A 25,258-nucleotide genomic window follows, 5' to 3' on the forward strand; every position below is an offset into this window, starting at 1 on the left:
CGCGCGGAGCGCGCGATCCCTGTCATACCAACGAATCAGACACCTGAACAGTTACCTGGCGGGATTGTTTCATGGCGGTGCAGAGGCCTTCTTCGCTGCTTGGACTGAGTTCACAGGGTCAGATTCGCCCCGTCTTGTTCAGCGGCCTCCGCAGCTCGTATTAGTCGCTCGGGACTTCGACGATCGGACCGACGCTGCGCTGAGCTACCTCACCGAGAACAACCTGCCGATCACCGTCCTCGGCGTGACCATCTACGAAGACCAGGAGCGTCGTCGATTCGTCGATGTCATGGCAGACCACGAACTGGACCTGCCTGCTGACAAGGAGGAAAAGCGTGGACGTTCTGCGCCGACTCGATATGAGATCGATGGCAGGCGAATCGCGTTGAGTGATCTTCTGGATGCGGGCCTGTTGTTGGCGGGCGCAGCACTCACGTGGATTCGACCGCGTATTGGTGCGACGTATCGGGCGACGGTTCTGGACACGGGGCAAGTCCGACTTGAGGATGGGCGAACCTACGCCTCGCCCTCAAAGGCGGCGATGGAGGCCGCCGACGTGCCGGCCTACGACGGATGGCACGCGTGGGTACTGCCGAACGGAAGGTCGCTCTCTGACCTGCGCTCCGAGTTGCTTGTGGCGCTCGAGTCGCGGCCCGGTGGCGGTGATCCAGAGGTCGAGGCCGTCGCAGCTGGATCCGAGTGGACCTCATCGGAGTCGGTCTGATGCCAATGGGACGACGGTGGCTCTTGGGCTGGGTCGGAATGATGAACGCCTCGATGGCGACCAGCAGCGCGCCGTAGTGGCCTCCGCCGTCGGCTGGTTGGATCAGTCCGAGGAACAGCAGCGCAAGATGCGCGAGATCATTGCCCTCTTCGCGGAGACGGGCACGATCGACGACATCGGAATCGGCGCGGTGCGCGATGCCTTCTCCGAGGTGCTGTTTCCGGGCCTCTCAACGGTTCAGACACGGGTTCGCTACCTGCTGTTCGTTCCGTGGGTCTACCAGCGGCTGGAGATCGAGCGGGTACCGAGCAGGCGGGCCGATGAGCAGACGCGTCAGTGGGAGATCGCGCTGATCTATTCGCTCCTCAACGGAGGCGGCAAGGAGGGGGTGATCGGCAGCGAGGCGAAGGACACGCTGAAGCAGTTGCCGTCGTTCATCTACTGGGGCGGGCTTCGCTCGTTTGGCATCCGCACGTTCACCGGCACACGCAGCGAGTACTTCCGGTCGATGGATCGGTTCAACAGTGCGGCGCCTACCCGGGGCGCCGAGGTCGGCGACGCCCAGTTCGACCAACGCGCACGTTGGCACACGAATGTCCCGGAACCGCCGGAGAACCTGTGGGACGAGGCGACCCTCGACCTGACCGGTGAGGAGGCCAGGTACCTGCAGGAACGGATGCTCGCGAGCCACCCAGAGTCGTTGCTGGCGCACCTCGTGCGAAGTCCGGTGAACGTGCCGAATGACTCGCAGTTTCCGTGGGATACGGTCGACGCGGACACGCTCCAGCCGGACTTGGCGACCAAGCTTGGCTTTGCCAGGTACTTCAGTGAGGCGATCCACGGCGCCTCGCTGCTGTACAACCTGATGTTGGCCGAGGCATCACAGAAACGTTCCCTGCCCGGGGCCGACGATCGGGTCAATGGCTATCAAGACCGACTTGCTGCTTGGACGGGGGAGATGAAGGCTCGTGCCGGCGCCATCGAGGCCGTCGATCGCACCGAGTTCTGGCAGGTCGTGCTCGGCTCGGGGGTGAACGTGGCCTGGCCCGTCCAGCGGTTCATCAACCTCTGGCTGAATGCTGTCGGTGCTGGGGCCGATGTGGTGAACTCCGACGAACTGCGCACGGCGATCAGCGATCGTGAGCGGCAGCTGAAGAAGTCGCTCGCTCGGCTGGCAAACCCCCATGCGCTGGAGATGTGGCGTGGCGACGCCGGAGTGGCGCGGTTCGACTTCCGCTGGCGCGTCGGTCGGTCGGCGGTCAACGACATCGCGACCGGGCTGCAGGCGGCCTGATGCTGCAACCGACCAACCGGCTGATGCTGGTCGACGCACTGCGGCCGCCGGCCGGGTTTGTGCTGGACACTGCGGTGGGCACCACGTTCACGCTTCACCTCGATGCGCTGCTGCTGGCGACGATGTCTTTTGCGATGTTCGATCACCTCGACGGCGACGATGGCACCCCAGATCCCATCGCCCTGCTGGAATCGGTACGTCGCCACGCCGACAACATCACGGTGTTCGCTCAGGCCGGGGCTATGTCGGGGCCCCGCAACCATCCGCCGATCTTGGCGTACCTCGAAGACTCGGTGGTGCCCGTGCGCTCGCCTAAGCCCGGGCACCTCTTCCATCCCAAGGTGTGGGCCCTGCGCTTTGTCGATGGTGCCGAACAGGTGCGGTATCGGTTGGTCATCCTCAGCCGAAACCTCACCCTGGACACCAGTTGGGACACCATCGTGCAACTCGACGGGGTGCCCAGCGTCGATCCGCCCAACTTCATCGGTGTGGTGGGCGACTTCCTCGATCGGTTGGCGGACCTGGCCGTGCATGCGTTGGACACACGACGCCGCGGCGCCGTGGATGGGCTGGCCGCCGAGCTTCGCAACGTCCACTGGGAGAAGCCGCCGGGGGTTCGGTGGCTGCGCTTCCATCCGCTCGGCCCCAGATTCCCATCGCCGAAGCTCTCCGGCGACCGGGTGCTGGCGATCTCACCGTTCTTGACCGAACGGATCACCCGACAGCTGGGGATGATGGCAGGGCCCAACGTCCTGGTAGCGAGGGCAGCGGCGTTGGATGGCGTCGGCCAGGACGCGGTGGCAGGGTTCGCCCAGACCTACGTGCTCGACACGGGTCAACCGCCACCGGTCCGGCTCACCTCCGACGGGGCAGCAGAGCCGGACGTAGGGCTCGACGAGTTCGACATCGAACCGCCTCGGCCCGGAGCCGAGCTGAGCGGACTCCACGCCAAGGTCATGCTGATCGAGGGCGGGGAGTACACCACGCTGTGGCTCGGATCGGCCAACGCCACCGACGCGGCGTTCGGGGGTAACAGCGAGTTCGCCATCGAGCTTGCGTTCCAGCCCACCGACCTGAGTGTCGACGGGCTCCTCGACGATGGGGACACCGCCAGCCTGCGCAGCCTGTTGACCGAGTACCGGCCGACCGGCGATGAGCCGGTTGAGCCCACCGAACTGGAGCAGGCGACACGCCGCTTGGACACGGTGCTGCGGGAGTTGGCTTGCGCGGCCTACACGGTTGCGGTGTCGCCTGTGGGCAACCAGTTTCGGTTGGAGCTCGCCTGGGACCCACCATCGGAGTCGCTCAAGCGGCGCATCGGCGACAGCGGACTGGATATCACCATCGGACCTGCGACCCCGCTGGACGTCCGTGCGCCGTACGCGGAGAGCGGCGCCGTGATTCCGTCAGTGTCGCTTCAGGCCATCACGTCGTTCCTGTTCATCGAGGCGCGTTCCACGGTGGATGGCACACCGATCTTCGGCCGGACGCTGGTGAATGCGCGGCTGACTGGCGCCCCGGACGACCGCAAGGACCAGGTGCTGGCGTCACTGCTCGACGATCCCGACAAGGTGCTGAAGTACCTCCTTTTTCTGCTGGCCGAACTCGCCGGCGACGAGTCGCTGCTCGACGCGCTGAAGGGCGCAGGCGCGTCGTTCGATTGGTCAACCGGCGCCGGCATGCCACCGTTGTTGGAGACGTTGCTGCGAGCGCTGGTCGACTCGCCCGACTCGCTCGATCCGGTGGCTGACCTGGTGGCGAGCTTCCAGGTCAGCGACAAGGGTGACCTCCTCCCGGAGGGCTTCGCCGACGTGTGGCACGCGATCGGTGCTGCACGGGAGCAAATGGGATGAGCGAACCGGGCTACGAGTCTGGGCCGGTTCTGGACCAGCTCAAGGATTTTCAGCGAGCGTCGGTGGAGCACGCCTTCCGTCAGCTCTACGACCGTGGCGCCGACCGGTTTTTGGTCGCTGACGAAGTTGGGCTCGGCAAAACGATGGTGGCCAGAGGCGTCATCGCCAAGGCCATTGAACGGCTGTGGGACGAGGTCGAGCGCATCGACATCATCTACATCTGCTCCAACGCCGGCATCGCCAAGCAGAACATCAGGCGCCTCAACGTGATGCCCGATCAAGACTTTTCGTTCAGCTCCCGCATGACCATGATCGCCCGGGATGTGAAGCAGCTCGAGGGCAACAAGGTGAACTTCGTGTCCTTCACCCCCGGTACGTCGTTTGACCTCAAGTCGAGCACCGGCATGAGTGATGAACGGGTGCTGTTGTACTGGCTGCTGCGCCACGTCTGGGGCGACGAAGCTGTGTCCGGGGCAGGTGGAAGGCGCCTACTCCAGGTCGACGTCGGGGACGACAACTGGCCGAAGTATCTGGAGCGGGGCGAGTTGGCACTTGGCGACGTCGATGCCCGGCTGCTCGAGGGCTTCACTGAGGATGTGGCCAAGCTCAATGGGCAGGATCGGTTTCGGGATCTGGCCACCGACTTCGCCCACGGAGTGCCGGAAATCGACTCACCGCCCCGGCATCTCCGCAATGAGCTGATTGGTGAGTTGCGGGCCGCTTTGGCCAAACGGTGCGTGCACGCGCTGGAACCAGACCTGGTGATTCTCGACGAGTTCCAGCGGTTTCGTCATCTGATGTCCGGAGAGAGTGCCGCCGGGCAACTCGCCCACGATCTCTTCGGGTTCGCCGACAATAAGACCCTGCTGCTCAGCGCGACGCCGTACAAAATGTTCACTCGGGGCGACGACGCCGACGACAATCACCATCGGGACTTCACCGATACGGTCGAGTTTCTGTTCAACGGCCGGCCCAACCGGTTCGAGTCGGCGATGGCCAACTTTCGCGCTGGCATTATGGATGTGGAGCGACGCGCTCCAGCCGAACTCGCACAATTGCGTCATGCCGTCGAAGCGGAGCTGACAAGCGTGATGGTGCGCACCGAGCGCCTCGGCGCCGGCAACGACCGCAACGGCATGCTGACCGAGGTCATCGATGGTGGCGCCCTCCTACCGTCCGACGTCGTTGGATACGTCGGGCTGGAGCGCTTGGCCAAGGCGGCGGGTGCGCCCCGACTTCTGGAGTTCTGGAAATCGGTACCGTCGTTTCTCAACTTCTGCGACGGCTACAAGTTCGATGACCACCTCAGTGCTGCGCTGGTTGACCCCGACCGAAGCGGCGAGGCACGAGACCTACTTGGCAAGTCCAACGGACGGATCAACTGGGAGTCGTGGCGGAGCTACCTGCGTCTCAACGACGACAACGGGCGCTACCGGTCGATCGAGGCACAGACGGTCCACAACGAGGCTTGGCGGATGTTGTGGATCGCTCCGTCGCTGCCGTACTACGAGCTCGCTGCTCCCTGGGATGGCGAGCGCCTCAACTTCACCAAGCGACTGATCTTCTCGAGCTGGACGGGCGTGCCGAAGTCGGTGTCCTCGCTGCTGTCCTACGAAGTGGAACGCCGCATGTTTGGCCTCCGCCGGGGCCCGATGGTTTCCAACAGCCCAGAAACACGAAAGACCATCCGGGGACTGCTGATGTTCCGCCGGGATCCGCTGGGCCGGCCGGGCGCGATGAACTCGTTTGCGTTCGTGTACCCCTGCATCACCTTGGCAGAGCTGGGCGATCCGCTGAAGATCGCCCAAGAGCATGGTGGGACGCTGACGCTCGACGAGATGCGTGCCCTCGTGAGGACCCGAGTTGAGGAGGCACTGGACCGCGTCGTCGTGGATCACGCCCCGGACGCCCCTCAACCGGACAAGCGTTGGTATTGGGCGGCGCCGTTGCTGCTCGACCGAGCCAGCAATTTTGCGACGTGGATGAGTCGAAAGGACAGGACCGGTCGCGGCTGGGATGGAGGTGCATCCGAGGAAACCGAAGACGAGGGGGGTGCCGGAAACGAGATCTTTACGGAGCACGTGCAACTGGCCGCCGCCATGTACCGAGGTGAGGTACCGCTGGGGGAGCGGCCCGACGATCTGGTTGACGTGTTGGTCGACTTGGCTTTGGGGTCGCCAGCAACCGTGGCGTTGCGCTCCATCGGCCACGCCTTGGGCGCACAAATGCCATTGCTGCACCGGTGGGATGGGGCGTGTCGTATCGGGTGGGCTTTCCGTTCGCTCTTCAACCTCCCCGACGTCCTTTCAATGGTCCGATCGGCCGACTGGGAGCAGGATTACTGGCGCACAGCCACCAGGTATTGCGCCGATGGCTGCCTCACCGCCGTGCTTGATGAGTACCTCCACGTGTTGCGGGAGTCCATCGGGCTCTATGAGATCGACGGCGACAAGCCTGGCGACGACATGTATGAGCTGGCTGCTGCGGTTCAGGAGGCGGTGGGGATCAGAACGACCTCGCTGGTGGCCATGGACCACTTGGGCGAGGCCGGCGACACCCCTCGGTTTCGCACTCGGTACGCGATGCGGTTCGGCGACGATCGGGCCGAGACCGAGCAATCGACCGTCACTTCTGCCCACCTTCGTCGGGCGTTCAACTCGCCGTTCTGGCCCTTTGTGCTGACCTCCACGTCGGTGGGGCAGGAGGGGCTCGACTTCCACCTGTACTGCCATGCGATCGTGCATTGGAACCTGCCTTCCAATCCGGTCGACCTCGAACAGCGTGAGGGGCGGGTGCACCGCTTCAAGGGCCACGCCGTTCGGCGCAACGTCGCTGCTGCATGCGCAGATGCCGCATGGTCCGCGCCGGACGATCCGTGGTCCGCCCTCTTTGCGTCGGCTGCCGAGACCCGCGGCGAGAACGACACCGAGCTCGTGCCGTTCTGGGTGTTTTCAGGTGATGCCAAGATCGAGCGGCATGTCCCGATGCTGCCGATGTCGCGTGAGGTGGGCCAACTCGCTCGCCTCAAGCGCGATGTGGCTCGATACCGGCTCGTGTTCGGCCAGCCCCGCCAAGATGACCTGATCCACTACTTGGGCGATGTCGAGCCTGAGAAGCTGAACGAACTCCGCATCGACCTTTCTCCCAGACATCTTTGATGAGGCATCGTTCGGGAGTGACGTCCGCGACGATGGTTTGCCTCGTACCTTGCGGACGCTGCCACGACGTCGCAATCCGTCCGTTGTGGCAGGCGATGTCAGATTCCCCAAGGAAGATCCAGGCAATCGTTGGGACTGGCGGTGTAGCCAGCATCCACTCTTCAACCCAGGAACCTTCACCTGGTCGGATCGATAGCGTTCTGTGATGCCTGGACATGTGCACGTCGTCGCCGGAGACATCACCAAGATCGGTTGCGATGCGTGGCTGCTGCCAACGGACGGCGCATTCACGATCAGCGGAGCATTCGCTGAGGAGATTGGACTCGTGTCCGGTCAGCGCTTGGCAAACCAAGTCTGGGATGGTTCCAGAGTAATTCGCCTTGAGCAATCACTGGCGGGAAGACCGCAGGTTTGGCTGGCCAACGTCGGACGGAATCCGGGCGACCCTCGCAACGAAGGTTCGTGGTACGCCGACGTGATCGAGCCATTCGCCCGGAGCGCCAAGGAAGGGCTGGAGCCAACCGGCGTCCCGCCGCTGCTGGCCATCCCGGTGTTGGGCACGGGCGACGGTGGCATGGCGGCCGACAAGGGAACGATCTATCGGGAACTCTTGCCAGAGATGCTGTGCGTGGCCGAGTCGCAGGAAGTCGACCTGGTGCTGGTGTGCTGGGGAAGGCGCTCGCTCTCGGCCGCTCAGCGTGTCCGTCGCGATCTGGTGGCCGGCCGGTCGCTCAAGGAGCTCTGGGATATGGGACCGAAGGCGGAGGTCCTCGTGACCGAAGCGCAGCGGCTTGGCGAACTCGCACGAGATCGGCAGATGGTGTTGTTCCTCGGCGCCGGGGCATCAGCAGGTGCAGGGTTACCCACCTGGCAAAGACTGCTCGATGACATCGCGGACGAGGCCAAGCTGAGCCAGGACAACCTCGAAGCGCTCCGTCGGCTCGACATGCGCGATCAGGCTGCGATCCTCGAGCAACGGCTCACAGGTTCGACGCTGCACGAAGTGCTCAGAGACCGTTTGAAGGCAACCGAGTACGGCCTCACCCAAGGATTGCTGGCCTCCTTGCCATCGCGGGAAGCGATCACGACCAACTACGACACGCTCTTCGAGTCGGCCTGCGATGCCATTGAAGGCGACCGACCGGCAGTTCTTCCCTATGAATCGGCACGTCCTGAGGGGCGGTGGCTATTGAAGCTCCACGGTTGCATCGCTCGAGACGAGAGTATCGTCCTCACCAGGTCCGACTATCTGGACATTCCGTCCCGTCACGGAGCCCTCTTCGGGCTGGTGCAGGCCATGTTGATGACCCGACACATGTTCTTCGTTGGCTACTCGCTCTCCGATGAGGACTTCCATCAGCTGATCCACGAGGTTCGGCTGGCGCGTGGCGAGAACACCACGCCGGAGGTGCCTTCCAGTCAGGTTGACCGTCGGCTGGGCACGACGCTCTCTCTGTTTGACGACCCCCTCTTTGCGGATTTGTGGAGAGATGACGTTCGCGTGGTTCCCATCGCCGAAAAGCCGGTAGGAGAGCCAACCGAAGCAGATTTTGCGCAGGCCGCGAGGTGGGCCCAGATCTTTCTCGACCTGGTGGCTTTGGAGTCTGCAGACCTCGACGCCTACCTCCTTGACGGCACCTACGCGGAACTGCTCGATGACAACGAGCGAAAGTTGGCGAAGGCGCTGAGGGATATCGACACCGAGGCGCTCGCCGGTGCTCATGCGGGTGAGCGGGTGCGCCAACTGCTCGCGTCCTTCGGCGCCGTCGACAACTGATCTCAGACGCGGGTCAGCCTCCGATGAACTGAGAGGCGATCAGGCCGAGCACCAGCGTGATGACCAGCCCGATCATCCACTGGTTGGTCCTGTTCATGTCGCTGCGAAGACCGTCGATGCCAGCTCGGAGCTGAGCGACTTCGGCCCGAATCCCGACGATCTCCGTGCGGAACCCGGCCATCTCGCTGCGGAACCCGGCGAGTTCCTGGTGCACGTAGCGTGTGAGCCGGACTTCTGACTCGGAGATCTGGGTGCGGAGACTCTCGATCTCGGTCCTGACGCCCTGAACCTGGGCCGCGACGAAATCACGGGTTGCGGGTTCGTCCAGTTCGCGGGATGCGATGTTGGACAACAGCTCTCCCACTGCTTCGTAGTCGCCGACCGTGTCGCCCAACTGGTTGTAGAGCGTGGATCGGTGCTTTTCGGACAGTGCCATGGTGACCCGCCTTCCACGTCGCGTCAACGCGCTCGCCGCCGCTGCGCGCCACGGTAGGGGCTGGGTTGTGACCCGTCATCGGGTCGGTCTGCCCGGGTAGCCCGACCCGTCGCTGACAGAGGCGCCACAGGTTTGGCGTACTGTCGGCCGGGTGAGCGAGACGATCTCGGTCGGGGATGCCGACGATCCTCGGTTGGCCGATTTTCGCCGGCTGAACGACCAGGCGGCGCGTCGGGAGATGGAGGACGACGAGTACTTCCTGTCGGAGGGGTGGGTGTCGATCGACCGGCTGATCGACTCCGGTCACGTCTTTCGATCGGTCCTGCTGTCGCCATCCAGAGTCAACCGCTTCCGGCCGTTCACGGAGCGGCCCGAGATGGATGGCGTGCCGGTGTACGTGGCCGAGCGGGACGTGATGCACCACATCGTTGGGTTCGACCTGCCACGAGCGGTTCTGGTCTCGGCGTTCCGCCAGCCGCTTCAGTCTGTCGAGCACCTTGCAGCGACCTCGAAGCGGTTGATCGTGCTCGAGGCGCTCAACGACGACGAGAACGTCGGGGCGATCGCACGGGCGGCCCGAGCCTTCGACATCGATGGCATGGTGCTCAGCCCCACTTGCACCGATCCCTACCATCGCCGCACCGTGCGGGTGAGCATGGGCGAGATCCTGCACATGCGCGTGGCCCGAGCCTCATCCGATGAGTGGCCCGGAGCGCTCGGCACGTTGCACGACCACGGGTTCGAATCGTGGGCGCTGACACCCGGCGTCGACGCCGAGGATCTGTGGAGGGCCGACGTGCCGGAGCGACTGGCGATCATGCTTGGAGCGGAGGGCCCGGGCCTGACCCCCGAGGTCCTCAGCGCCGCCAGCAAACGGGTGAGGATCCCGATCAGCGATGCGGTCGATTCGCTCAACGTCGGTCACGCAGCAGCGATCGTGTTCGCCGCTGTGTCGCGGGCACGCTCGTAGTTCTGGGTTCAGCGCCTCGGCCGCAGTGCGTTACTCCTGGCTTCGCCGGAGGCGGACGCAGCACAGGGTGGGGTCGGGCTCGAGGCGCACGTCGAAGCCGCTGTCGTCGACCTCTGCAACGGCCGCTGCGATGAGGCAATGGTTCATGCGACACACCAACTCGGTGTGGCTTTTGGCCAGGACGTGGAATGGACAGTTCCGCAGCACGACCGTGCCGTCGCTTTGCTCGAGCGGTTCGTAGCCCTGCCCGTGAAGCACCTCCAGCGTGGCCGCTCGGGCGGAGTCGGCCGAACGCGCTCGGCCTTGGAGGGTCTTGATGGCCTGGCCGAGTTGTTGTCCGGCTGCGCGGGCGGCACCATCGACGGCGTCGGAGACGTCCCGCCCCGTCGCTTGAGCGTCCACAACGGCATCGGCAAGGAGGCGTCCGGCCAACTCGTAATCACGGGGCGGCAGGGCGATGTCGAACTCGGCATCGGAACGGCGGTACACCTTGGCGGGCCGGCCGGCGCCGGGGCCCGTCCGGCCGGTGAGCCGCTGGTAGTCCACGTCGAGGAGGCCTTCCTCGGCCAACCGGTCGAGGTGGTGGGCGGCGACGCCCCGTTGGATGCCTGCAGCGTCGGCGGCTGCGTCCCGCCCGACCCAGTCACCTGCGGACACGATGTGGTCGTAGAGCGCCCGCCGGCTGGGCTCCCCCAGAACGCTGAGGGCGGCGATCTGGTCGATCGTGGGCGGTTGCTTCGCTGACATGGGTACATCGTACCTCTAAGTGCAAGATTCGGTAGCTATAGACCGGGCGGCCCGCTACTATCAACAATACAACTTGATGATAGAGAGGTGTTGCGATGACCACAGCGTTCGTCCTGTCCGGTGGCGGCAGCCTCGGAGCCGTCCAGGCCGGCATGCTCGCCGCACTTGAAGAGCAGGGACTCCGCCCCGACCTGCTGATCGGCACGTCGGCCGGGGCGCTCAACGCCGCGTATCTCGGGGCGCACGGCTACTCGTCCGAGTCGATCGCCGATCTGGCGACGCTGTGGCGCGGGTTGCGACGACAGGACGTCTTTCCGGTCGATCCGCTTCGGTCGGTGTTGGCCTTCGCAGGGAAACGGGCCTCGTTGTGTTCGATGCGACCGCTGCGGCGGTTGGTCGACAAGCACCTGCCGATCACCGACTTGGGGGATGCGCAACTGCCGCTGCACATCATCACCACCGACGTACTGAGCGGCGAGGAGGTGGTGCTCTCCAGCGGCAATGCCACCACGGCGGTACTGGCGAGCGCCGCCATCCCGGCGGTATTTCGACCGGTCGACCACGAGGGACGGCTGCTGATCGACGGCGGTGTCTCGAACAACACCGCCGTCGGTCAGGCCGTGGCGCTGGGGTCCGACCGGGTGGTGGTCGTGCCCGCCGGTTTTGCCTGCGACCTGAGCGACCCGCCGAGCACGCCCCTGGCCGCGTTGGCCCATTCGATCACGCTGCTGCTGGAGCAGCGACTGATCGTCGAGGTCGCCCACTTCGCAGATCAGGTCGAGATCATCGTCGCACCCCCGCTGTGCCCCCTCAGCGTGAACGCCGTCGACTTCGGCCACGCCGACGAACTGATCGACCGCGCCCACGCAGACACCCGCAGCTGGCTCGAAGCGGGCAACGAACACCTGCCGCATCAGGCCCGCTTCCTCGCCTTGCATCACCACAGTCACAAGCACGGACCTGGCCCTGACCGTTCTGATCGCTTCCCACCGCTGGTCGACGAGGTCATGTAAGCCGTACCGCACCGAGCGGATCGGCCACTGGGTCCTGGGGCCGGCCGGGGCGGCAACGTTGGCGGGTTAGGGTCGCTGACCCGCCGACCTACCCAGGAAACGAGGACCCGATGGGCCACTACAAAGACATTGCCGCCGACCTGCGCGAGCCGTCCAAGTCGCTACGCGCCGCCATCCCCGAGGCGTACAGCGCGTTCGGTGCGCTCCATCAGGCGGCATCGGGCGACGGGGTACTCCCGGCTAAGGTGAAGGAACTGATGGCCCTGGCCATCTCGGTGGTGAAGCAGTGCGACGGTTGCATCGCCAACCACGCCAGGGCCGCCGCCAAACAGGGTGCGACCGCCGAGGAAGTAGCCGAGACCCTCGGGGTCGCGCTGTTGATGGCTGGCGGGCCGGCCACGGTGTACGGGCCCCGGGCCTGGGAGGCGTTCCACGAGTTTGCCGGCATCGACCTCCCCGGAGCGTCAGCGTGAGTGACCCCCGGCGCTGGGACGAGCGCTACAGCACTACCGACCTTATCTGGAAGAGCGAACCGAACCAGTTCCTTCCGCCCGAGGTCGATGGCCTCACGCCGGGCCGGGCACTGGATCTCGCCTGCGGCGAAGGTCGCAACGCTGTCTGGCTGGCCAGCCGGGGCTGGACGGTCACCGGCATCGACTTCTCCCAAGTGGGGCTGACCAAGGCGGCGGGACTGGCGGAGGCGAACGACGTCACCATCGAGTGGATCGTCGAGGACGTGACCGCCGGAGAGCCCACCGGCGAGTTCGACCTCGTCATCGTCTTCTACCTGCAGGTACCCGAGCCGGAGCGCCGGGCCGCCTTCTCGCGGGCCGCTCGCGAGCTCGCCCCCGGGGGCACCCTGCTGATCGTCGGCCACGATCTGTTGAATCTCACCGAAGGGGTTGGTGGCCCCCCGGATGCGGCCGTGCTCTACGGTCCCGACGACGTTCGGCGGGACCTGTCCGAGGCCGGGGTTGACGACCTGGTCATCGAGCGAGCCGAGCGGGTCAATCGATCCGTCGACACCGACAACGGGCCGGCTGTGGCGATCGATTGCCTCGCCCGCGCCCACCGGCCGGCGACGGCCTGAACGCAGGACGACGGGGGCCGTTGCCGCGACAGACCCTCCTTGTCCCACCGACCTGGATTGTCACAGGACCGTCGTAGGCTGTCGCCGTGGCAAAATCCAGCGCTCCACCCGTCCCACCGCCGCTGCGCCAGGCGATGGCTGCGCCCAAGATGGTGCGCCCCTTCAAGGTGCACGCTGCGTTCGAGCCGGCGGGCGACCAGCCGGAGGCGATCGCTGCGTTGGCCGAGGGCATCGAGGCCGGCGAGCGCTACCAGACGCTGCTGGGCATCACCGGCTCGGGTAAGTCGGCCACGGTTGCGTGGATGATCGAGCAGGTGCAGCGGCCCACCCTGGTGCTGGCGCCCAACAAGAGCCTGGCCGCACAGCTGGCCAACGAGTACCGCGAGTTCTTCCCCGACAACCGGGTGGAGTACTTCGTCAGCTACTACGACTACTACCAGCCCGAGGCCTACATCGCCTCCAGCGATACCTTCATCGAGAAGGACAGCTCGGTGAACGACGACATCGACCGGCTGCGGCACTCGGCCACCTCCGCGCTGCTCACCCGTCGGGATGTGATCGTCGTCGCCTCGGTCAGCTGCATCTACGGCCTGGGTTCGCCCGAGGACTACGCCCGCCAACTGCTGTCGGTGCGGGTGGGGGAGTCGATCGATCAACGGGAGCTGCTGGGCCGCCTGGTCGACATGCAGTACGAGCGAAACGACCTCAATCTGGTGCGGGGCAAGTTTCGGGTGCGCGGCGACGTCATCGAGATCCACCCGGCGTACGAGGAGACGGCGGTGCGCATCGAGCTGTTCGGCGACGAGATCGAGACGATCTCGATCGTCGACCCGCTGACCGGCGAGCGGGTACGCACCCAGGAGGAGCTGGAGATCTTCCCGGCCACCCACTACGCCACGCCCGACGACAAGTTGCGCGCCGCCATCGGTCGGATCGAGACCGAGCTGGCCGGCCAGCTACAGCTGTTCGAGCGCGAGCAGAAGCTGCTCGAGGCCCAACGGCTGCGCATGCGCACCGAGTACGACCTCGAGATGCTCAACGAGATGGGGTTCTGCAACGGCATCGAGAACTACTCGGCACCGATGGAGGGCCGGGCACCGGGCGATCCGCCCAACACGCTGCTCGACTTCTTTCCCGACGACTTCCTCATGGTGATCGACGAGAGCCACGTCACCATCCCTCAGATCCACGGACAGTACGCCGGCGACCGGTCCCGCAAGGAGAACCTGATCCAGCACGGTTTCCGCCTGCCGTCGGCGGCCGACAACCGGCCGCTGCGCTTCGAGGAGTGGGAGAAGCGGGTCAACCAGTGCGTGCTGCTGTCGGCGACGCCGTCCAAGTGGGAGATCGAGCACTCCGACCGGGTGGTCGAACAGATCGTGCGGCCCACCGGCCTGGTCGACCCCGAGGTGGAGGTGCGGCCCACCAAGGGACAGATCGACGACCTGATGGCCCGCATCGACGAGCGGGTCACCAGGGGCGAGCGGGTGCTGGTGACCACGCTGACCAAGAAGATGGCCGAGGACCTGACCGACTACCTGCTCGAGATGGGCGTACGGGTGCGGTACCTGCACAGCGAGGTGGACACCCTGCAGCGCATCGAGCTGGTGCGCGACCTGCGGCTTGGTGAGTTTGACGTGCTGGTGGGCATCAACCTGCTGCGCGAGGGCCTCGACATCCCCGAGGTGTCCCTGATGGCCATCCTCGACGCCGACAAGGAGGGGTTCCTCCGCTCGGAGACCTCGCTGATCCAAATGATCGGCCGGGCCGCTCGCAACGTCGAGGGGCGGGTGGTGATGTACGCCGACAACATGACCGACTCGATGCGGCGTGCCCTGTCGGAGACAAACCGGCGCCGTGGCCTGCAGCAGGCCCACAACATCGAGCACGGCATCGACCCCACCTCGGTGCGCAAGGCGGTCACCGACATCCTGGCCGATCTGCGGGGTGCCGGCGGCGGCACGCCCATCCCCGGCGGTGGCCGTCGCAAGCAGCGGCCGGGCGAGCGAGCTCGGGCCGAGGCCTACGCCGACCTACCCCCCGAGGATCTGGGCCGGCTGATCCAGGCGCTGCGCAGCGAGATGGAGGAGGCCTCGGCCGACCTGCGCTTCGAGGAGGCGGCACGGCTGCGCGACGAGGTGAAGGAGCTCGAGCGCGAGGCTCGCTCGGCCGGGCTGTCCAAGTAGCCCCGCCTGTGGCATCCTCCGAACGCGGATCTGTCCGATGAATGGCCCGCACGATCGTGCCGCGGTCAGGCTGGAGAGCGGATGAGTGCCACGGACACGACCGCCCATGCTGCATCGAGCGCTGCTGCGGCGCGTCCTGCGCTGGGCTACCTGCCCTCGCTCGACGGGTTGCGGGGAATCGCCGTCGCCGCCGTTGTCGCGTACCACCTCGACTTCGGGTGGGCGCAGGGCGGCTACCTGGGCGTCTCGCTGTTCTTCACCCTGTCCGGCTATCTGATTAGCCGCCTGATGATGGGCGAGGTTGAGCGCACCGGCCGGGTGGCGGTGGGCGCGTTCTGGCGACGCCGGATCAAACGGCTGGCCCCTGCGTCGATGGTGACGTTGACGTCGATCGTGGCCCTGGAGCACCTCGACCCGTCGATCTGGTCCACCGTTGGGTTCCGATCCTCGATGTTCGGGGCCTTGTTCCACGTGGCCAACTGGGAGGCCCTGATCTCGGGCACCGGCTACTTCGACCTGCTCGGGGTGGCCTCGCCGGTGCGCCACTACTGGTCGCTCGCCATCGAGGAGCAGTTCTACCTGGTCTTTCCCCTGGTGGTGCTGGTGCTGATCGGCTCGCAGCGCAAACGGATCGACCGGCTCGTGCCCCTGGCCATCGTCGGCATTGCGATCTCGACCGTGCTGACGTTGCTGCTCTCGTCCAACCCGGAGCGGGTGTACCTGGGCACCGATACCCGTATGGCCGAGATCCTCTTCGGTGTGCTCTTCGGTGCGCTGCACCATCGCCTCGGCGACCGGCTCGGCCGGCGGGCGGCCAGCCTGGCGCTACCCGCCCTGGCCATCTTCATCCTGGCGGTGATCACGCTGCCGGCCTCGAGCCCCATCATCTCCCATGGCGGCCTGATCGTCGGCGGCGGGATCTGGGCGGTGCTGATCGTCGGAGTGGCCCACGCCGGGCCCACGTCCCGCGTCGGCCTGGCCGGCACCCTGGCGGCCGAACCGCTGCCGTACCTGGGCCGCATCAGCTATGCCCTGTACCTGACGCACTGGCCGATCCTGCAGGTGCTGTCCCAGGGGCGCCTGGGCACCGGCAGGCTGGCCACGGTCGTCATCCAGGTCGGCGTCTCGGTGGCGGTCGCCTCGGCGATCACGTTCTGGATCGAGCGCCCGATCCGTACGTGGCGCCCCAAGATCACCGCCACCGTCCCGCTGGCCTGGCTGACCGCAACAACGGTCGTCGCCGGCCTGATCCTCCTGCCGTTGCCGTCGTCCGAGGCGTCGGCCGAGGATCTCGGCGCCCCGCTGGTCACGGTGCCGCGCGGTGCGCCGGTGCAGGGCGCCGCCGACGTCGATTTCGGTGACACGGTGGCAGAGTTCGGGGACTCGGTCGGCTTCACCACCTTCTTCGTGAGCGACGGCTGGCTTCAGGAGAACGTCGGCGTCAAGGTGGTCGGCCATGCCGCGCTGGGGTGCGGCACGATGACCGACATCGATCTCCAGGTCGCCCCCGGGCAGCCACGCCTAAAGCCGCCGCCGGGCTGCCTCGATGCCGCCGGAATGGCCGAGCTGATCGCCGAGGACACACCGGACGTCGTCTTGTACATGTCCCTGGGCATCGACCTGTACGACCACGAGATCGACGGCGAGTGGACCTCGCTGGCCGACCCCGCCTTCCAGCAGCGCTACACCGAGGTGCTGTCCGCCAAGCTGGACGCCCTCGAATCGGGCGGCGCCACCGTGCTGATCGGCAACGTGCCGCCGACGCAGCCCATCGACGCAAACGGCGTCCGGGTGGGCAAGGACTTCCCCGAGCGGGTGCGGGTGCTCAACGACATCATCGCCCGGGAGGCCAACGAGCGCGTGGGCACCGTCGTGCTCGACTACGCCGGAGCGGTCGAGCTGGCAGAGCAGACGGTCGACCTGCGACCCGACGGGGTGCATCCCAATCCCGAGCTGGGCTCCGGCTGGGTCGACGCCTACTTCGGGCCGATCATCATCGACGCCCAGTCGAGGGCGCTCGAGGAGCAGGCCACCGACGACCCCGCCCTGTAGCGGCCGGGGCTTTCGTGAGGTGCGCGGCGCTTGGCCGGGCGAGCGACCGGGTGGGCGGTGCTGCAAGAGTCTGACCGCCGACTTTCGCATGGTGGTCATGCGCAAGTCGGCGGTCAGGCTTTCGCAGCAGGTCGAGCAGGCTGCTGAGGGTCGCTGGAACCAGCGCCAGCGCGAGTCGGCCACCGGTCGGTGACGCCAGGTCAGAGGATGTCGACGGCCCGGTGAGGCCAGGGCGGAGGATGCCGCCGGCCCGGTGAGGCCAGGTCAGAGGATGTCGACGGCCCGGTGAGGCCAGGTCGGGGGATGTCGACGGCCCGGCAAGGCCAGGTCGGGGGATGTCGACGGCCCGGCAAGGCAAGGCCGGGGCGGAGGAGGCGTCGGTGCGGCGATGCCAGGTTAGAGGACGTCGACGGCCCGCTGGGCCAGCCAGGCGTCGGCCAAGCACAGCAGCATGGCAGCTTCGACCAGCGGCACTGCGCGGGGGAGGACGCAAGGGTCGTGGCGGCCCTTGGCCGCCAGCTTGACCGCTTCGTTGCCTCGGTTGACCGTGTCCTGAACGCTTCCGATCGTGGCGGTCGGCTTGAAGGCCACCCGGCAGATCACCGGCGCCCCGTTGGAGATGCCCCCTTGGATGCCGCCGGAGCGGTTGGCGGCGACGTCGGGTCGGCCGTCGGCCCCCGGCACAAACGGATCGTTGTGGGTGCGGCCGGTCATCGTGGTGCCGGCAAAGCCCGAGCCCACCTCGAAGCCCTTGGCGGCAGGCAGCGACATGCACGCCGTCGCCAGCGTGGCGTCCAGCTTGTCGAACACCGGGTCGCCCAGCCCGGCGGGCACGCCCCGGGCGACGCACGTGACCGCTCCGCCCAGGCTGTCGCCGTCGCGTCGGGCTGCGTTGATCGCCGCTTCGATGCGGGCGGCCGCCTCCGGATCGGGACAGCGGGTGGGGCCGGCCTCGACGTCGGCCAGGGTGACCCGGTCCGGGTCGACCTCGGCGGTGATATCGCCGACGCTGCTCACCCAGCCGAGCACCTCGATGCCGGCGCCCTGGGCCAGCAGCTGGCGGGCGATCCCGGCGGCGGCCACCCGCCCGACCGTCTCGCGGGCCGAGGCCCGGCCGCCGCCGGACGCCGCCTGCACGCCGTACTTGGCGTCGTAGGTGTAATCGGCGTGGCTGGGGCGATAGACGTCGGACATGTGTCCGTAGGCGCCGGGTCGCTGGTCGGCGTTGCGCACCAGCATGGCGATCGGCGTCCCCAACGTGACTGCGTCCCCCTCCTCCTCCATGGCGACGCCGGAGAGAATCTCGACCCGATCGGCCTCTTGGCGTTGGGTCACCAGGCGACTCTGGCCGGGACGGCGTCGGTCGAGGTCGGCCTGCACGGCGGCGACGTCAAGCTCCAACCGGGGCGGGCACCCATCGACGATGCAGCCGACGCCGACGCCGTGGGACTCGCCGAAGGTGGTGACGCGGAACAACCGGCCGGAGGTACTGGACATGCCACCAGTATCGCCGCCGAGCGGACCCGTTCCGCACACCGGGCGTCAGACGGGTCGCACGCGACGATCAGCGGGTGAGTCCACCGCCCAGCCTGCCACCGTCGGCGTCTCGTCCCCGGCCGGGGAACGACGCACCGGCCAGAAACGCTAGGTGTACTTGCCCAGCTCGAGGCGGGCCACCATGGCCCGATGCACCTCGTCGGGGCCGTCGGCCAGGCGCAGCGCTCGGGCCATGCCCATCAGGTAGCTCAGCTCGGGGTCGGCGACGCCTTCGCCGCCGTGGATCTGGATGGCGGCATCCACCACCTGCTGAAGGACGTTGGGGGCCACCACCTTGATGGCCGAGATGCTGACGAGCGCGCCGAAGGTGCCCTGGGTGTCCAACTCCCATGCGGCCTTCATCGTCAACAACCGGGCCTGGTCGATCGCCATGCGACAGTTGGCGATGATGTCCCGGTTGCCCCCCAGGTTCATCAACGGCTTGCCGAAGGCGGTCCGAAGAACCGACCGCTCGCAGAGGCGCTGAAGCGCCCGTTCGGCCGCGCCGATCGCCCGCATGCAGTGATGGATGCGGCCGGGGCCGAGCCGTCCCTGGGCGATCTCGAAGCCCCGCCCAGGCCCGGCGATGATCGCTTCGGCCGGCAGCCGAACGTTGTCGAAGAGGATCTCGGCGTGTCCGTGCGGCTCCCCGAGGTCTCCGAAGACGGGCAGCATGCGCAGGATCCTCACGCCTGGGGAGTCGATCGGCACCAGCACCATCGAGTGCCGCTGATGCCGATCGGCGGACGGGTCGGTGACCCCCATGAAGATCAGGAACGCACAGCGCGGATCGCCCGCCCCGCTCGTCCACCACTTCTGGCCGTTGAGCACCACCTCGTCGCCCTCCAACTCGGCGGTGGCCGCCATGTTGGTGGCGTCGCTCGAGGCGACCGCCGGTTCGGTCATCGAAAAGCCCGAGCGGATCTCGCCATCGAGCAACGGCAGCAACCACTGTTCCTTCTGCAGGTCCGAGCCGTACTGCACCAGCACCTCGGCGTTACCGGTGTCGGGGGCTGCGCAGTTGAACACCTCGGGGGCGAGGAAGCTGCGCCCGGTCAGCTCGGCGACGGGTGCGTAGTCGCGGTTGTTGAGGCCCGCCCCGTGGGTCTCGTCGGGGAGAAACAGGTTCCACAGGCCCAACTCCTTGGCCTGTCCCTTCAGTTCCTCGACGATCGGCGGCACCCGCCACTGACGCCAATCGTCGCTCCCCGACAGCTGATCCCGGTAGGTGGCCTCGTTGGGCACGATTCGCTCGCGTACGAAGCGCTCCACCTGCTCCATGACGATCTGGGCCCGTTCGGAGTGCTCAAAGTCCATGATGGCCAGGGTAGGGCCCGGGATCGGTCGGCGCTCCGGCTTGGTCGATGTCTTCTCCGACGTTGAGCCCGAGATCGGCCCCCGAGCTTGGGCCGGCACCCTGTGGCGAACAGGTGTTCCCCGACTGGGGGTCGGTAGTAGTGTTGTCCCGTGGCTGAAACGATTCGGATCCGGGGTGCCCGGGAACACAACCTAAAGAACGTCGACTTGGAGCTGCCCCGCGACAAGCTGGTCGTGTTCACCGGTCTGTCCGGATCGGGCAAGTCGTCGCTGGCCTTCGACACGATCTACGCCGAGGGGCAGCGCCGCTACGTCGAGTCACTGTCGGCCTACGCCCGCCAGTTCCTGGGCCAGATGGACAAGCCCGACGTCGACTTCATCGAGGGCCTGTCGCCGGCGATCTCGATCGACCAGAAGTCGGCATCGCGCAACCCGCGATCGACGGTCGGCACGGTCACCGAGGTGTACGACTACCTCCGGTTGCTGTTCGCCCGCGTTGGCGTTCCCCACGATCCGGAGACCGGCGAGGAGCTGGTGCGCCAGACGCCCCAGCAGATCGTCGACCGGGTGCTCCGTCTTGAGGAGGGCGCCCGCTTTCAGGTGCTGGCGCCGGTGGTGCGCGGCCGCAAGGGCACCTACGAGCAGCTGTTCGCCGACCTCTCGAAGGAGGGATTCGTCCGGGTGCGCGTCGACGGCGAGATCCGTGAACTGGCCGAGCTGGTGGCGCTCGGGGCCGACAACGGCCTGGCCCGCTATGAGATCCACCACATCGACGTCGTCGTCGACCGCCTGGTGTTACGCGAGGGCATCGACCGCCGGCTGACCGACTCGATGGAGACAGCGCTGCGCCTCGGCGAGGGCGTCGCCCAGATCGAGCTGGTGCCCAAGGAGGGCGAGCCGGAGACGCTGACCTTCTCCGAAAAGCTGTCCCGCCCGTCCGACGGCAAGAGCTTCGAGGAGCTGTCGCCCCGCAACTTCTCGTTCAACTCGCCCTACGGCGCCTGCGAGCACTGCGACGGCCTGGGCACGACCTTCGAGGTCGACGCCGATCTGGTGGTGCCCGATCCCGAGCTGACGGTGGCCAAGGGGGCGATCGCCCCGTGGGCGTCGGGTCACGCCAAGTTCTTTCACCGGTTGCTCGAGGCGGTGGGCGAGGAGCGAGGCATCAACCTCAACACCCCGTGGGAGGACCTGCCCGCCAAGGACCGCAAAACGCTGCTGCACGGCACGAGCAAGAAGGTGAGCGTCCGGTTCCAGAACCGCTACGGCCGCACCCGTAGCTACCAGGCCAACTTCGAGGGGGCCATTCCCTACCTGCGTCGCCGCCACAGCGAGGCGGACAGCGACTGGGCCCGCGAGCAGGCCGAGAGCTACATGCGCCAGGTGGCCTGTTCGCACTGCGGCGGTGCCCGGCTGAACCCGCTGGCGTTGGCGGTGACGATCGACGGCCTCAACGTGCACGACCTGTCGTCGATGTCGATCTCCGATGCGGCCGACCGGCTGGTCGCCATGAAGCTGGACGACCGCCAGCTGCTGATCGCCGAGCGGGTGCTGAAGGAGATCAACGCCCGCCTGCGCTTTTTGGTCGACGTCGGCCTCGACTACCTCAACCTGCACCGCGGAGCGGCCACCCTGTCGGGTGGCGAGGCTCAGCGCATCCGCCTGGCCAGCCAGATCGGCTCCGGCCTGGTGGGCGTGCTGTACGTGCTCGACGAGCCGTCGATCGGCCTGCACCAGCGCGACAACCACCGGCTGATCGAAACGCTCGAGCGCCTGCGCGGTCTGGGCAACTCGGTGATCGTCGTCGAACACGACGAGGACACGATCCGGGCCGCGGACTACGTGGTCGACGTCGGCCCCGGCGCGGGCGAGCACGGCGGCGAGGTGGTGTACGCCGGTCCGGTCAAGGGCCTGTTGAAGTCCAAGAAGAGCCTGACCGGGCAGTACCTGTCCCAGAAGTTGTCGATCGAAGTGCCCGACCGGCGCCGCGCCCCGGGCGATCGTTGGTTGCGCATCGTCGGCGCCCGCGAGCACAACCTGAAGAACCTCACCGTCGGCATCCCGCTCAGCTCGTTCGTCTGCGTCACCGGCGTGTCGGGCTCGGGTAAGTCCAGCCTGATCAACGACATCCTGATGCGCTCGCTGATGCAGCACGTGTACAACTCCAAGGTGGCGCCGGGCCTGCACCGCAAGGTGGAGGGCCTGCAATATGTCGACAAGGTGATCGACATCGACCAGTCGCCGATCGGGCGGACCCCACGCTCCAACCCGGCCACCTACTCGGGCGTGTTCGACCACATCCGCAAGCTGTTTGCCCGAACCCCGGAGGCCAAGGTGCGCGGCTACCTGCCCGGTCGGTTCAGCTTCAACGTCAAGGGCGGCCGCTGCGAGGCCTGCTCGGGCGACGGCACGCTGAAGATCGAGATGCACTTCCTGCCCGACGTGTACGTGCCATGCGAGGTGTGCGGCGGCGCCCGCTACAACCGCGACACCCTCGAGGTGCGCTACAAGGGCAAGAACATCGCCGAGGTGCTCAACCTGCCGATCGATGAGGCGCTCGAGTTCTTCCGGGCGCAGCCGGTGATCTCCCGTCACCTGGAGACGCTGGTCGACGTCGGCCTCGGGTACGTGCGCCTCGGTCAGCCGGCCACCACGCTGTCGGGCGGCGAGGCCCAGCGGGTGAAGCTTGCCGCCGAGCTGGCCAAGCGGTCGACCGGCAACACGGTGTACCTGCTCGACGAGCCGACCACCGGCCTGCACTTCGAGGACACCCGGCGCCTGCTGATCGTGTTGAAGCGCCTGGTCGAGGCGGGCAACTCGGTGGTCGTCATCGAGCACAACCTGGACGTGATCAAGTCGGCCGACTGGCTGATCGACCTGGGCCCCGAGGGCGGCGACGGCGGCGGCACCCTCATCGCCGAGGGCACCCCCGAGCAGGTGGCGAAGGTGGCCGAGAGCTACACCGGCGCCTACCTGGCCCCGATGCTGGGCCTCGAACCTGCCTGATCGCCTGCGGCGATCTGGATCACCGGGCTACAGGACGCCCAACAACTTGAGCGCTGAGGCGCCGAGGACCGCGGGGATGGCGGCGCGCACCAGTTTGCCGTCGTAGTAGGCCGATACGCGGGCGCCGATGATGACGCCCGGGAGGCTGCCGATGATGAGTGAGCCGGTGATCGCTGCGGACACGTTGCCGATGCCGAGGTGGGCGATGGCTGCGGCGCCGACGAGCGGGACGGCTTGGACCAGGTCGGTGCCGACCAGTTCGGACCGGCGGAGCTTGGGGTACAGCAGGGTGAGCACGGCGATCATCAGCGAGCCGGAGCCGACCGACGTGAGCCCGACGACGGTGCCTCCGACCAGCCCGAGGGCTGCGGTGGGCCATGGTCGCACCGGGGTGGGTGGGCCGTCGTGGTCGGAGACCGGGTTGCGGGCCCGCCACACCATGACCGTGGCTGCGGCCAGGAGTGTGATCCCGAGCATGGTCTGCACGAGGGAGTCGCCCTGAGTGCCGACCGCTTGGAGGAGGGCGACGCCCAACAGGGCGCCGGGGACCGATCCGAGCGCCAGCCACCTGACCAGGTCCCAGCGGACCGTGCCCGCCCGAGCGTGGATGGCCCCGCCGAAGGGTTTGACCGCCAGGGAGGTCACCAGGTCGGACCCGACCGCAGCGGTGGGGCTGACGCCGAACAGCAGCACGAGCATCGGCGTCAGCAGGGCACCGCCACCCATGCCGGTCAGGCCCATCGTGAAACCGCCGGCCAGGCCACCGATCACCAGGCCAGGATCGATCCAACTCACGAGTCCGCCAGCACAGGGCGTCATGTTACGCCTTAACCCGACCAGTTAGGTCAAGTATCGGTATCGGCGACGGGTGCGATCCGGTTCGATCGGATCGCCGGTGGCGGAGATCGGGGAGGGGAGGCCCGGACGCGTCGTATGATGCGACAGCGGGATCTTCGACCCCCCCCGAGCCCCGCCGGAGGTCAGTCTGATGTTGCGACTTCAAGGTCGGCTCGGCGCCCGCTACACCGATGCCACACCCGACGAGCTCGATGAACGCATCGCCACGGCCAAGGCCGCCCTGGGTGAACGGCTGTTCATCCTCGGGCACCATTACCAGCGCGACGAGATCATTCGCTGGGCAGACGCCCGCGGTGACAGCTTCAAGCTGGCCAAGTTGGCCCAGGCCCGCCCCGAGGCCACCTACATCGTGTTCTGCGGGGTGCACTTCATGGCCGAGGCGGCCGACGTACTCACCTCCCCCGAGCAACGGGTGATCCTGCCCGACCTCAACGCCGGCTGTTCGATGGCCGACATGGCCGATCTCGAATCGGTCGAGGACGCCTGGGACGAGCTGGCGGCGGTCACCGACATCGCCAAGATCGTGCCGATCACCTACATGAACTCCTCGGCGGCGTTGAAGTCCTTCGTCGGCAGCAACGGCGGCGCGGTGTGCACCAGCTCGAACGCCCGGGCGGTCCTCGACTGGGCCTTCGCCAAGGGAGAGGGCACGAAGGTGCTGTTCTTCCCCGACCAGCACCTGGGCCGCAACACCGGCTTTGACATGGGCTACGACGAGTCCGACATGGAGGTGTGGGACCCTCGCCGGCAGCTGGGCGGTCTGAAGGAGGCCGAGGTGAAGGAGGCCACCTTCCTGCTGTGGAAGGGCCATTGCACCGTGCACCAGCGGTTCCGTCCCGCCCACATCGAGGATTTCCGTGCCGAGCACCCCGACGGCATCGTCGTCGTGCACCCCGAGTGCGCCCACGACGTGGTGGAGCTGGCCGACGTCGTCGGCTCGACCGAAGTGATCCTGCGCACGGTCACCGAGGAGGCTGCGCCCGGCTCGGTGATCGGGGTCGGTACCGAGGTGCACATGGTGCAACGCATGGCCACCGAAAACCCCGACCGCACGATCGTGTCGCTCGACCCGCTGGTCTGCCCCTGCTCGACCATGTTCCGCATCGATGCGCCCCACCTGTGCTGGGTGCTGGAAAACCTGGTCGAGGGCAACGTGGTCAACGAGATCCGCGTTGATGACGACACCGCCGAGTGGGCTCGGGTGGCGCTGCAGCGCATGCTCGACATCGTCTGAAGCGCAG

18 protein-coding genes are annotated in these 25,258 nt (G+C 66.9%); 13 read left to right on the forward strand and 5 right to left on the reverse strand.

Annotated features, from left to right (window positions below; genetic code table 11):
- The first annotated feature begins 244 nt into the window (after positions 1 to 244).
- The 5 genes from PKD89_RS15710 (at position 245) to PKD89_RS15730 (ending at position 8,806) form a co-directional block, all read left to right on the forward strand.
- Entirely contained in the window at positions 245 to 724 is a 480-nt protein-coding gene (locus tag PKD89_RS15710; RefSeq protein WP_324332528.1) for a hypothetical protein, read from the forward strand.
- Positions 725 to 740: 16 nt separating this feature from the next.
- On the forward strand, positions 741 to 2,018 hold the full coding sequence (locus PKD89_RS15715) for a DUF6361 family protein (protein ID WP_324332529.1): 1,278 nt from the start codon (positions 741 to 743) through the stop codon (positions 2,016 to 2,018).
- On the forward strand, positions 2,018 to 3,871 hold the full coding sequence (locus PKD89_RS15720; protein ID WP_287391956.1) for a phospholipase D family protein: 1,854 nt from the start codon (positions 2,018 to 2,020) through the stop codon (positions 3,869 to 3,871). Before PKD89_RS15715 ends, PKD89_RS15720 begins: the two co-directional genes overlap by 1 nt.
- Complete coding sequence (locus PKD89_RS15725; protein ID WP_324332530.1) at positions 3,868 to 7,029, forward strand: DEAD/DEAH box helicase; 3,162 nt, start codon at positions 3,868 to 3,870, stop codon at positions 7,027 to 7,029. Before PKD89_RS15720 ends, PKD89_RS15725 begins: the two co-directional genes overlap by 4 nt.
- A gap of 217 nt (positions 7,030 to 7,246) precedes the next feature.
- Entirely contained in the window at positions 7,247 to 8,806 is a 1,560-nt protein-coding gene (locus PKD89_RS15730) for an SIR2 family NAD-dependent protein deacylase (RefSeq protein WP_289010378.1), read from the forward strand.
- 13 nt (positions 8,807 to 8,819) lie between these two features.
- Here PKD89_RS15730 and PKD89_RS15735 read toward each other — a convergent pair whose 3' ends face one another.
- Positions 8,820 to 9,242: a hypothetical protein gene (locus PKD89_RS15735; RefSeq protein ID WP_287377900.1), complete on the reverse strand. Its 423-nt coding sequence runs from the start codon at positions 9,240 to 9,242 to the stop codon at positions 8,820 to 8,822.
- A 151-nt stretch (positions 9,243 to 9,393) separates the two neighbouring features.
- On the opposite strand from PKD89_RS15735, the gene PKD89_RS15740 reads away from it, so the two are divergent.
- The gene (locus tag PKD89_RS15740) at positions 9,394 to 10,212 is read left to right on the forward strand and encodes an RNA methyltransferase (RefSeq protein ID WP_287377902.1); all 819 of its coding nucleotides are present in this window, start codon (positions 9,394 to 9,396) and stop codon (positions 10,210 to 10,212) included.
- 30 nt (positions 10,213 to 10,242) lie between these two features.
- Here PKD89_RS15740 and PKD89_RS15745 read toward each other — a convergent pair whose 3' ends face one another.
- Positions 10,243 to 10,959, reverse strand: coding sequence for a transcriptional regulator (locus PKD89_RS15745; RefSeq protein WP_287377904.1), 717 nt, complete (start codon positions 10,957 to 10,959; stop codon positions 10,243 to 10,245).
- Positions 10,960 to 11,054: 95 nt separating this feature from the next.
- Between PKD89_RS15745 and PKD89_RS15750 the strand changes: the two genes are divergently transcribed.
- The 5 genes from PKD89_RS15750 to PKD89_RS15770 all read left to right on the forward strand — a co-directional run bounded on the left by PKD89_RS15750 (position 11,055) and on the right by PKD89_RS15770 (position 17,300).
- Positions 11,055 to 11,972 carry a patatin-like phospholipase family protein gene (locus tag PKD89_RS15750; RefSeq protein WP_289010377.1) on the forward strand — a complete coding sequence of 306 codons (918 nt, stop codon included), beginning with the start codon at positions 11,055 to 11,057 and terminating at the stop codon, positions 11,970 to 11,972.
- 110 nt (positions 11,973 to 12,082) lie between these two features.
- Positions 12,083 to 12,445 (forward strand): carboxymuconolactone decarboxylase family protein, encoded by a 363-nt coding sequence (locus tag PKD89_RS15755; RefSeq protein WP_287377909.1) that lies wholly within the window; start codon positions 12,083 to 12,085, stop codon positions 12,443 to 12,445.
- Positions 12,442 to 13,062, forward strand: a complete 621-nt coding sequence (locus tag PKD89_RS15760) for a class I SAM-dependent methyltransferase (protein ID WP_287377911.1) — start codon at positions 12,442 to 12,444, stop codon at positions 13,060 to 13,062. The genes PKD89_RS15755 and PKD89_RS15760 overlap by 4 nt, the downstream gene beginning before the upstream one ends.
- A gap of 149 nt (positions 13,063 to 13,211) precedes the next feature.
- The gene (uvrB, locus tag PKD89_RS15765) at positions 13,212 to 15,248 is read left to right on the forward strand and encodes an excinuclease ABC subunit UvrB (protein ID WP_349257365.1); all 2,037 of its coding nucleotides are present in this window, start codon (positions 13,212 to 13,214) and stop codon (positions 15,246 to 15,248) included.
- 81 nt (positions 15,249 to 15,329) lie between these two features.
- On the forward strand, positions 15,330 to 17,300 hold the full coding sequence (locus PKD89_RS15770; protein WP_287391948.1) for an acyltransferase family protein: 1,971 nt from the start codon (positions 15,330 to 15,332) through the stop codon (positions 17,298 to 17,300).
- A 396-nt stretch (positions 17,301 to 17,696) separates the two neighbouring features.
- Here PKD89_RS15770 and aroC read toward each other — a convergent pair whose 3' ends face one another.
- Together aroC and PKD89_RS15780 are read right to left on the reverse strand one after the other, a co-directional pair.
- Entirely contained in the window at positions 17,697 to 18,797 is a 1,101-nt protein-coding gene (gene aroC / locus PKD89_RS15775; protein WP_289010376.1) for a chorismate synthase, read from the reverse strand.
- Positions 18,798 to 18,944: 147 nt separating this feature from the next.
- The gene (locus PKD89_RS15780) at positions 18,945 to 20,153 is read right to left on the reverse strand and encodes an acyl-CoA dehydrogenase family protein (protein WP_324332531.1); all 1,209 of its coding nucleotides are present in this window, start codon (positions 20,151 to 20,153) and stop codon (positions 18,945 to 18,947) included.
- Between the two features lie 150 nt (positions 20,154 to 20,303).
- On the opposite strand from PKD89_RS15780, the gene uvrA reads away from it, so the two are divergent.
- Positions 20,304 to 23,159, forward strand: coding sequence for an excinuclease ABC subunit UvrA (uvrA, locus tag PKD89_RS15785; RefSeq protein ID WP_289010374.1), 2,856 nt, complete (start codon positions 20,304 to 20,306; stop codon positions 23,157 to 23,159).
- Between the two features lie 27 nt (positions 23,160 to 23,186).
- Here uvrA and PKD89_RS15790 read toward each other — a convergent pair whose 3' ends face one another.
- Positions 23,187 to 23,954 (reverse strand): sulfite exporter TauE/SafE family protein, encoded by a 768-nt coding sequence (locus PKD89_RS15790; RefSeq protein WP_287377928.1) that lies wholly within the window; start codon positions 23,952 to 23,954, stop codon positions 23,187 to 23,189.
- A gap of 193 nt (positions 23,955 to 24,147) precedes the next feature.
- Between PKD89_RS15790 and nadA the strand changes: the two genes are divergently transcribed.
- Complete coding sequence (nadA, locus tag PKD89_RS15795; protein ID WP_289010373.1) at positions 24,148 to 25,251, forward strand: quinolinate synthase NadA; 1,104 nt, start codon at positions 24,148 to 24,150, stop codon at positions 25,249 to 25,251.
- The last annotated feature ends 7 nt before the right edge of the window (positions 25,252 to 25,258 follow it).

This window comes from Candidatus Neomicrothrix sp., assembly GCF_035329545.1.
In the GTDB taxonomy this organism is placed as follows: domain Bacteria; phylum Actinomycetota; class Acidimicrobiia; order Acidimicrobiales; family Microtrichaceae; genus Microthrix; species Microthrix subdominans.